Origin of the sequence: Actinoplanes sp. NPDC051633, from assembly GCF_040681735.1 — a bacterium.
Taxonomy (GTDB): domain Bacteria; phylum Actinomycetota; class Actinomycetes; order Mycobacteriales; family Micromonosporaceae; genus Actinoplanes.
Genome location: NZ_JBFAZH010000206.1, coordinates 1 through 8,873, shown reverse-complemented (window position 1 = coordinate 8,873; position 8,873 = coordinate 1). Strand labels below are relative to the sequence as shown.

Genomic DNA, 8,873 nt, shown 5'->3' with positions numbered 1-8,873 from the left:
GCCAGCGCGGCCACCTCGGCGTGCGGACCGCCCGCGTACTCGTGGAAGCCCTCACCGACGATGTCGCCGGACGGACTCAGCAGCACGCACCCGACCGGCGGGTTGGGGCTGGTCGTGCCCAGGCCTCGGGCGGCAAGCGCGATGGCGCGGCGCATCGCCTCATCCTCGGACGCCATCTCGCCCTCCTCAGCGCGGCACGGTCACGCGCTGATGAGCAGATGGGCACAAACCACGGAAACAGGGCACCGGACCGGCCGGCTTCGGGTACGGCAGCGCCGACCCGGGCCAGGACGAGCCTGAGCCTGCTCCGCGCGCTGCCTCCCATCCGGACTTTGACCGTCGGCCCCGGAGTCTCACCAGGTCCACCGTCCGTCAAAGGTCGACGTCCGGGTCGCGGGCTTACCCCTGCTCTCGCAGAGGATCACCGCCGGTTCGGAATTTCACCGAGTCCCGCCAGCGCGTGGTGGGTTACTGGCCAGTCTTGCACTGAATCGGGGAAATGCCACCCACCTCGTCGCCGAGGTCACACCTCGTCCTCGCCGGAGTGGCCCTTGCGCCGGTCGATCGCCACGTACGAGCCGGGCTGGCTCTTGGCGACCTTCTTCATCTCGGACGCCACCGCCACCACCACCCGCGGGTCGTTGAAGCTGCGCCCGCCGGTGCGCGACTCGGCCACCCCGATGGAGAGCGTGACCAGGGCGGCGCGCTGCTTGTTGCCGCGGCGGTCGGGCACTTCGATGTAGCCGCGTTCGGCGTCCTCGGGGTCGTAGAGCTGGTCGGCGGAGTTCTCGAAGTCGGCGACCATGCGCTTGGTCAGCGGCAGGACCTGCTCGGGGGTGCACACGAAGACGAAGTCGTCGCCGCCGATGTGCCCGAGGAACACCGACGGCCGGCCCGACGTGGCGACGGCACGGTGCAGGCTGCGGGCCAGGGCGGTGATGAACTCGTCGCCGCGGTCGAAGCCGTACACGTCGTTGACGCTCTTGAACCGGTCGATGTCGATGTAGCCGACCGAGTAGTCGCCGCCGGCCCGCATCCGGTCCACGATCTCGCGGCGGACCCGGGCGTTGCCGGGCAGGCCGGTCAGCGGGGAGACCTCGCGGAACTCCTTGTTGCGGCGCAGCGTCGAGGACACCCGGGCGATCAGCTCAGCGGTGTCGAACGGCTTGACCAGGTAGTCGTCGACGCCCGCGGTCAAACCGACCACCTTGTCGACGGTGAGGCCCTTGGCGGTCAGCATGATCACCGGGAGTGCGCTGGTCAGCGGCTCGGCGCGCAGCCGGCGGGTGAGCTCGACGCCGTCCATCGCCGGCATCATCCAGTCGATCACCGCGAGGTCGGGGCGCACCTTCTCCATCAGGTCGAGCGCCTCCTGGCCGTCGCGGGCGCGGACCACCTCGAAACCGTGCACCTGGAGGTTGAAGGCGACGAACCCGGCGATGTCGTCGTCGTCGTCGACCACCATGATCCGGTCGGGCCGGGACTCCGGCTCCCGGACGATGTCGTCGGACTGGACGGCGCCGGTGCTCATGCCCGCGCGCTCACTCTGGCCACCTGGGCCTTCAGCTTGCGGACCGCGTCGGCGGGGTCGTCCGCGCCGTACACCGCGGTGCCCGCCACGAACGCGTCCGCGCCCGCCTCGGCCGCCTGCTCGATGGTGTCCGCCGCGATGCCGCCGTCCACCTCGACCCGCACCTGCAGGTCCTTGGCGTGGATCCGGCGCCGCACGTCACGCACCTTCTCCAACATCTCGGGCAGGAACTTCTGACCGCCGAAGCCCGCCTTGATCGTCATGATCAGCAGCGTGTCCACATAGGGAAGCAGCTCGAGATACGGCTCCACCGGGGTGTCCCGGTCGATCGCCAGCCCGGCCTTGGCCCCGGCCGCACGCAGCGTCTTCGCCAGCGCCACCGGGTTGTCGCAGGCCTCGGCGTGGAAGGTGACGTTGTGGGCGCCCGCCTCCGCATACCCGGGCGCCCACCGCTCCGGGTCGGTGATCATGAGGTGCACGTCGAACGGGATCGACGTCGCCTTCTTCAAGCTCTGCACCACGGGCAGGCCGATCGTCAGATTCGGGACGAAATGGTTGTCCATGACGTCCACGTGCACCCAGTCGGCGGCGCCCTCGATGGCGTGCACCTGGTCGGCCAGGTGGGCGAAGTCCGCGGCCAGGATGCTCGGCGCGATGATCGGATCGGTCGGCGATGGCTCCACGGTCGAAGTGTAGAACCTGAGCGGCCCCCCGGGGGCTGCCGTCAGGGCCCCGAACCGCGATACTCATCCGTACCGATCTGCTGGGGGCGATGTGCGGCGAGTCGCGCGCTGGGTGGCGGCCACCGTTGTGCTGGTGGCCGGTCTGCTGGTGGGCGGGTGCGGCAGCCTGCCGTACGGAGTCGACGGCAACATCGGCGACGACTGGAAGCCGCCACCACCGGCGACCTCCTTCCGGCCCGCCGCGCAGGGCTGCTTCGACAAGCTCGAGCCGACCGAGCCACTGGCCTCGTACGCCCCCTTCGACTGCGCCGAGCGGCACGTGGCCGAGGCCTATTTCGTCGGCGACCTGCCCGGCGCGGCGGCGGGCGACGACCCGGCCGCGGCCCGGACGGCGGCCGCGACGGAGTGCTCGAAGCGGGCGGACGTGTTCACCGGCGCGCGGTGGCGCACGGGCCGCCTGCGGCTTCAGCCGGTGCTTCCGGGACCGGAGGGGTGGGCAGCGGGCGCGAGGTGGTTCCGCTGCGACCTGGCTGAGGTCGATCCGGGCACCGACCGCGTGGTGAGCCGCGACGGCACCCTGCGCGACTCCCTCAAGGGCAAGGCGCCGATGGCATTGCGGTGCTTCAACCCGTCGATCCGCGACGGCAACGTCCGCGACATGACGGCAGTGCCCTGCGAGCTCGGCCACCACGCCGAGTTCACCGGCTTGTGGACGGCCCCCGACGTGGCGCTGGAGAAACTGGAGAACGACGACCGGATGGCCGAGGGTTGCCGCTCCTCGATCGCCGACTTCACCGGTGTCCCCGACGACGAGAACATGCAGTACCGGGCCGGTTGGCTGGCCTTCGCCCCGAGCCGCGCGGAGTGGGCGGCGGGCATCCGCTCGGTCCAGTGCTTCCTGTGGCTGGCCGACGACGAGATGCGCGGCACGTACCGGGACGCCGGCGAGTCGAAGCTCCCGATCCACTACGCATAAGGCCTTTGCCGGCCTGGGTGGGTGGTCGCCCGTGCGCCCCTCCCGGGGAGACCGGTCGGCCGCGGGGCGGCCTCCCTGCCGGCTCCGTGCAACTCACCCCCAAAGGCGACCGTCCTGATCGGGCAGACCCGGCCTGCGCTCCTGGAAGGTATGCGTGTCGTTGAGGCGCGGGAAGTCCTCGTCGGGGACGGGACGGCCGAGGAAGTCGCACAGCGGCCCCCAGCCCTGCCGTACCTCGAACTCCAGCAGACGCTCCGCCGGGACCTCGCGGCGGACCGCCTCGTTGTGCTCCTCGAAGGTCCTGATCGCGAAGTCGCGATCGGCGAAGTTGTCCTTGAAGGTGCCGTTCCAGACCGTCGCCCGGGCCATCCGCGCGAACGGCGGCATCGGCGCGCCGGACTCGCGGAAGCTGGTCGCGGCGCGATAGATGGTCCGCTCCGCGCTCTCGTACCACTTCTGCGGGTCGCGGACCGTCAGCACCACCTTCGCCTCGGGGTAGCGCACGATCAGGTCGCGCCAGAAGAACGTGCCCGGCCAGTCCACCGTGGACCGATGACCGGCGAGTGCCTCGGCGACGCACTCCGGCTCGCCCTGCGCGGCCCGCAGCCACAGGGCGGCCCGCTCCTGGTCCTCGATCAGCGGGAAGAAGTGCGCGCACGGGCCGAAGCCCAGCCGCTCCAGTGCCGCCTTGAGACTCGCCGTGCCCGTCCGTCCGAAACCCACGCCGATGACATTCATGACCATCAACCTACCCAGAGTTTCTGGATCGGAAAGGTCGACAATCACGTGGTTCGGCGCAGCACCGCCAGGAACATCGCGTCGGTGCCGTGCCGGTGCGGCCAGAGCTGCACGGTCGGGCCCGGGCCCAGGTGCGGCATGCCCGGCGGGAGCAGCGGCCTCGCGTCGACGAAGTCCACCTCGACGCCGCTGCGGCGGGCGCCCTCGGTCACGGTCACCTGCGTCTCCACCATGTGCGGGGAGCACGTGACATAGGCCACAACGCCACCCGGCCGGACCGCGCGCAGCGCCGCCACCAACAGCTCGCGCTGCAGCTTCGTCAGCGGCGGCAGGTCGGCCGGCTGGCGGCGCCAGCGCGACTCCGGGCGGCGGCGCAGCGAACCGAGCCCGGTGCACGGCGCGTCCACCAGCACCCGGTCGAACGACTCCTCCGGCAGGTCGGGGTCGCGGCCCACCGAGCGCCCGTCCATCGGCAGCACGGTCACCGGCATGCCGTCGGTGGCCTGCTCGACCAGCCGCGCCCGGTGCTCGGCCACCTCGACCGCGGTCACCTCGGCGCCACGCCCGGCCGCAATCGCGCCGAGCAGGCCGGTCTTGCCGCCCGGCCCGGCGCACAGGTCGAGCCAGCGGGTGTCCTGGCCGGTCACCGGCGCGGCCAGCAGCGCCGCCGCGACCAGCTGCGAACCCTCGTCCTGCACGTGTGCGCGGCCGTCGGCGATCGCGGCCAGCTCGCCGGGCGAGCCGCCGCTGAGGTAGACCGCGTACGGCGAGAACGCGCCCGGGACGCCGCCCACCTCGTCGGCCAGCTCGACGGCGTCGGCCCGGCCCGGCCGCGCGCACAGGTGCACCGCGGCGGGCAGGTTGTCCTCGATCAGCAGCCGCGCCGTGTCCTCCAGGTCGCCACCGAGCGCCTCGGAGAACGCCCGGATGATCCACTGCGGATGGTTGTGCAGGACGGCGAGGTTCGCGACCGGGTTCTCCTCGTACGCCGGAGCCAGCTTCGTCAGCCACGCGTCGAGGTCGCCGCCCTCGGAGATCTCGCGCATCACCGCGTTGGAGAAGCCGGCCGCACCGGGCGCCACCGAGCGCACCAGGTCGACGGTCTGGTTGACCGCCGCGTGCGCCGGCACCCGGGTGTAGAGCAGCTGATAGGCCCCGAGCCGCAGCGCGTCGCGGGCCGGCGGGTCGATCCGGGCGACGTCGCGCCCGGCCGCCGCGGCGATGACCAGGTCGAGCGTCCCGAGCGCGCGCAGCGTCCCGTAGGTCAGCTCGGTCGCGAACGCCGCGTCCCGCCCGTGCAGCCGCATCCCGCGCAGGATCTCGGAGAGGACCAGGTTCGCGTACGCGTCATCGCGGTGCACCGCGGCGATCGCTTCGTACGCCGCCTGCCGCGCGGGATCCGACGGCGGGCGACCCGACCGCGGGCCACGCCCCGACCTGGCGTCACGCTCCTGACCGGGACCCCCGGGCCGGCGCGGCCGCCCCGCGTTGTATGGCCGGTCCGCCCTGTGGTCCGTCACTCGAATGTCTCCCCCGCCTGGATTCGCAGGCCCCGCGCCCAGTCGACGGCTTGCATCGGTTTCTTGCCCGCGGCCCGCACCTCACCCAGCACCACCGGGGTGGTGGCCGTGCCGGCGAGCACCTGGGTGCGCTCGACCGACAGCTCGCCGGGCTTGAGGGGCGCCGCGTTCGCGACCGCGCGGACCGGGCCCAGCTTGAGCCGGTCGCCGCGCAGCGTGGTCCACGCGCCCGGCGCGGGCGTGCACGCGCGGATCCGCCGGTCCACGCCGAACGCCGGGTCGCCCCATCGGATGCGGGCGTCGTCGACGGTCAGTTTCGGTGCCAGCGTGACACCGTCGGCCGGCTGCGGGTGGGCCCGCGCCGTGCCGTCGGCGATCGCGTCGAGCACCGCGACGAGCAGGCCGGCGCCCTGGGTGGCGAGGCGCTCCAGCAGTTCGCCGGAGGTGTCGTGCGGGCCGATCGGCTCGGTCAGCGTGCCGTAGACCGGACCGGTGTCCAGCCCCGCCTCCAGCTCGAAGACGCTGGCGCCGGTCACCTCGTCACCGTGCAGCACGGCGTGCTGCACGGGCGCGGCGCCGCGCCAGGCGGGCAGCAGCGAGAAGTGCAGGTTCACCCAGCCGTGCTTCGGGATCTCCAGGGCGCTCGGCGGGACCAGCGCGCCGTACGCCACCACCGGCACGCAATCGGGCGCCAGCTCCCGCAGCCGCTCCTGGAACTCGGGCTCGCGGGGGCGCTGGGGGGTGAGCACCTCGATGCCGCGCTCGTCGGCCCACGCGCCGGCCGGCGAGCGGACCAGCCGGCGGCCACGGCCGGCGGGCGCATCCGGGCGGGTGACCACGGCCACCAGCTCGTGCTGCGAGTCGGCGATCGCGTCCAGGGCGGGGATCGTCACGGCTGGCGTGCCGGCGAAGATCAGGCGCATGCTCACCGGCCCAGGCCGAAGATGCCCCGGCCGTGCGGGCTCTCCTTGATCACCGGGGGCCGTCCCTCGTTGTACCACTCCGCCTCGCGGATCTGCTTCATCGCGTCCTTGCGGGCGGCCGCGTCCAGCCTGTCCAGGAACAGCACGCCGTCGAGGTGGTCGGTCTCGTGCTGCACACAGCGCGCCATCAGACCGGTGCCGATCAGCCGGATCGGGTCGCCGTGCTCGTTGTAGCCGGCCGCCACGACGTTCTGCCGGCGTTTGGTGTCGACGTAGACCCCGGGGATGGACAGGCAGCCCTCGGGGCCGTCCTGCTCCTCGTCGTCGGGGAAGGTGAGCACCGGGTTGACGATGTGGCCGACGACGTCGTCCACATCGAAGGCGAAGACGCGCAGGCCCACGCCGAGCTGCGGGGCGGCCAGGCCGGCGCCGCCCTCGTCCTGCATGGTCTCGACCAGGTCCTTGACGAGCTGGCGCAGCTCCTTGTCGAAGTCCACGACCGGATCGGCCGCGGTGCGCAGCACCGGGTCACCGAAGAGGCGGATGGGCTGGACGGTCACGCGGTGGTACTCCTACCTGACAAGGGGGTGTGCGACGGCATTCAGTCTACGGAGTCGAGCCGGACTCCGAGCGCGGCCCATCCGCGCAGCGTGAGGCGGGGTCGCCGCTCCGGTCGCCCGGTCAGCTCCATCGCCGGGAAACGGCGCAGCAGGGCGGGCAGGGCGATCTGTGCCTCGAGCCGGGCCAGCGGCGCACCCAGGCAGTAGTGCGCGCCCGCGCCGAAGGTCAGCGGAGCGTTGTCCGGCCGGTCGGGGTCGAACACCTCCGGCCGGTCGAACCGCGCCGGGTCCCGGTTCGCCGCGCCGAGGAGCAGGATCATCTCGGCGCCGGCCGGCACCCGCACGCCCTCGATGGTGAGGTCGGCCCCGGCGAACCGCTCGGTCAGCTGCACCGGCGGATCGAAGCGCAGCACCTCCTCCACATAGCCGGGTGCGCTCGCCGGCTCGGCGGCCAGCCGCTTCGCCAGCTCCGGGCGGTCGAGCAGCAGCACGAGGCCGTTGCCGAGCAGGTTGGTGGTGGTCTCGAAGCCGGCCACCAGCAGCAGCGCGAGGTTGCCCATCAGCTCATCGCCGGTGAGCCGGTCACCGCCCGCGTCGTGCGCCGCGGCCAGGGCGGTGACCAGGTCGTCGCGCGGCTCGGCCCGGCGCTGGGCGATCAGCCCGTCGAAATACGCCTCCAGCTCCACCGCGGCGTCGTGCGCGACACGGCCCTGCTCCTCGGTCCAGCGCACCTCGAGCACCGCGGTGAGCGCCTCGGCCAGCCGCCGGAACAGGTCACGGTCGGCGGCCGGGATGCCGAGCAGCGCGCAGATCACCGCGATCGGCAGCGGGTACGCCAGCCGCGTCACCACGTCGACCTCCACCTGACCGGCGAACTCGTCGAGGATCTCGTCGACCTGGGCGGCGATCACCTCGCGCAACGCGCTCACCCGGCGAGCGGTGAAGACACCGGAGGCCAGCCGCCGCATGCGGGTGTGGTTGGGCGGGTTCTGCCGCAGCATGGACTCGGCGAACAGGAACACCGCCCGGTTCGCGCGCCACTCGTCGAACTGCGTGTCGAGGATCCCGGAGTCGTAGGCCAGCATCTTCGGGTTGCGCAGGATGCCGTCGACGGCCGCATAGCCGGTGACGATGAACCGCCTGCCCACCGGCAGCACCGGCCCGACCGCCCGCAACGCGTCGTAGGCCGGGTACGGATCCGGCAGCCCGTGCGGAGACATCAACGACGCGACGGCGGCACCGACATTCATCGATCCATCCTCCTGGAACCTTCCTAGAACAACGTCGCGGGGTCGATCTGGACGCGCACCGGCAGCGCGGCTTTGCGTGCCGAGCGCACGGCGGACGCCTCGTGCAGGGCGTGCGCGAGCTCGGCGGCCCGCCCGCGGTTGACCCGCAGCAGCATGCGCTCATGAGCTGTGTTGCTACCGGCCGCTGAGCCTCCGGCGACGGCGGGCCCCGCCGGGGCCGGCACCGGGACCGGACCGAGGATCTCGCAACCCTCCGGCAGGCGAGCCGTCTCGAGCAGCTCGGCGACCGCGGAGGCCGGACCGGTGAGGTCGGCCATCCGGGCGGCCGGCGGGAACCGGAGCTCGCGGCGCTCGGCCAGCTCACGGGCGGCGAACCAGCCCGGGTCCCACCGCAGCAACGCCTGCACCGAGACCAGCGAGCCGTCCGCCACGACGATGACCGAGCCGTCGGGGCGGGCCAGCGCCGACGCGTTCAGCCAGCGGCGCATCGTCTCCTCACCGGCGCGCAGGTCGGAGCGCGTGAGCAGGGCCCAGGTGTCGAGCAGCAGCACCGCGCCGTAGCCGCCCTCGGCCACCGGCTCGGCGCCCGGCGTCGCGACCACCACGGAGGCCTCGGCGGGCACGGTCTGCAGCACCTCGTCGCGGCCGGAGGTGCGCACGGCGACGCCGGGGAAGGCACGGCCCAGCTCCTC

8 protein-coding genes, 2 pseudogenes and 1 riboswitch are annotated in these 8,873 nt (G+C 72.8%); of the genes and pseudogenes, 1 reads left to right on the top strand and 9 read right to left on the bottom strand.

Going from position 1 to position 8,873, the window contains the following annotated elements; translation table 11 throughout:
- The 3 genes and pseudogenes from AB0M20_RS14480 to rpe all read right to left on the bottom strand — a co-directional run.
- Positions 1-176: pseudogene (locus AB0M20_RS14480) on the bottom strand (riboflavin biosynthesis protein RibD); the annotation flags it as partial.
- Positions 177-309: 133 nt separating this feature from the next.
- Positions 310-462: riboswitch (FMN riboswitch) on the bottom strand.
- Positions 463-523: 61 nt separating this feature from the next.
- Positions 524-1,531, bottom strand: coding sequence for a response regulator (locus tag AB0M20_RS14475; RefSeq protein WP_364298117.1), 1,008 nt, complete (start codon positions 1,529-1,531; stop codon positions 524-526).
- Positions 1,528-2,214 carry a ribulose-phosphate 3-epimerase gene (rpe, locus tag AB0M20_RS14470; protein WP_364298115.1) on the bottom strand — a complete coding sequence of 229 codons (687 nt, stop codon included), beginning with the start codon at positions 2,212-2,214 and terminating at the stop codon, positions 1,528-1,530. The genes AB0M20_RS14475 and rpe overlap by 4 nt, the downstream gene beginning before the upstream one ends.
- 112 nt (positions 2,215-2,326) lie before the next feature.
- Between rpe and AB0M20_RS14465 the strand changes: the two genes are divergently transcribed.
- Positions 2,327-3,190, top strand: a complete 864-nt coding sequence (locus AB0M20_RS14465) for a septum formation family protein (protein WP_364298113.1) — start codon at positions 2,327-2,329, stop codon at positions 3,188-3,190.
- A 93-nt stretch (positions 3,191-3,283) separates the two neighbouring features.
- On the opposite strand, the gene AB0M20_RS14460 is transcribed toward AB0M20_RS14465, so the two are convergent.
- From AB0M20_RS14460 to AB0M20_RS14435, 6 genes and pseudogenes are all read right to left on the bottom strand, one after another.
- Positions 3,284-3,928 carry a sulfotransferase family protein gene (locus tag AB0M20_RS14460; protein ID WP_364298111.1) on the bottom strand — a complete coding sequence of 215 codons (645 nt, stop codon included), beginning with the start codon at positions 3,926-3,928 and terminating at the stop codon, positions 3,284-3,286.
- A gap of 44 nt (positions 3,929-3,972) precedes the next feature.
- Positions 3,973-5,448: a transcription antitermination factor NusB gene (locus AB0M20_RS14455; RefSeq protein ID WP_364298109.1), complete on the bottom strand. Its 1,476-nt coding sequence runs from the start codon at positions 5,446-5,448 to the stop codon at positions 3,973-3,975.
- On the bottom strand, positions 5,445-6,371 hold the full coding sequence (gene fmt / locus AB0M20_RS14450; RefSeq protein ID WP_364298119.1) for a methionyl-tRNA formyltransferase: 927 nt from the start codon (positions 6,369-6,371) through the stop codon (positions 5,445-5,447). The genes AB0M20_RS14455 and fmt overlap by 4 nt, the downstream gene beginning before the upstream one ends.
- Before the next feature lie 2 nt (positions 6,372-6,373).
- A complete protein-coding gene (gene def / locus AB0M20_RS14445) occupies positions 6,374-6,931 on the bottom strand; it encodes a peptide deformylase (RefSeq protein ID WP_364298107.1) in 558 nt (185 codons plus the stop codon).
- A gap of 41 nt (positions 6,932-6,972) precedes the next feature.
- Positions 6,973-8,181 (bottom strand): cytochrome P450, encoded by a 1,209-nt coding sequence (locus tag AB0M20_RS14440; RefSeq protein ID WP_364298105.1) that lies wholly within the window; start codon positions 8,179-8,181, stop codon positions 6,973-6,975.
- 23 nt (positions 8,182-8,204) lie between these two features.
- Positions 8,205-8,873: pseudogene (locus tag AB0M20_RS14435) on the bottom strand (primosomal protein N'); the annotation flags it as partial.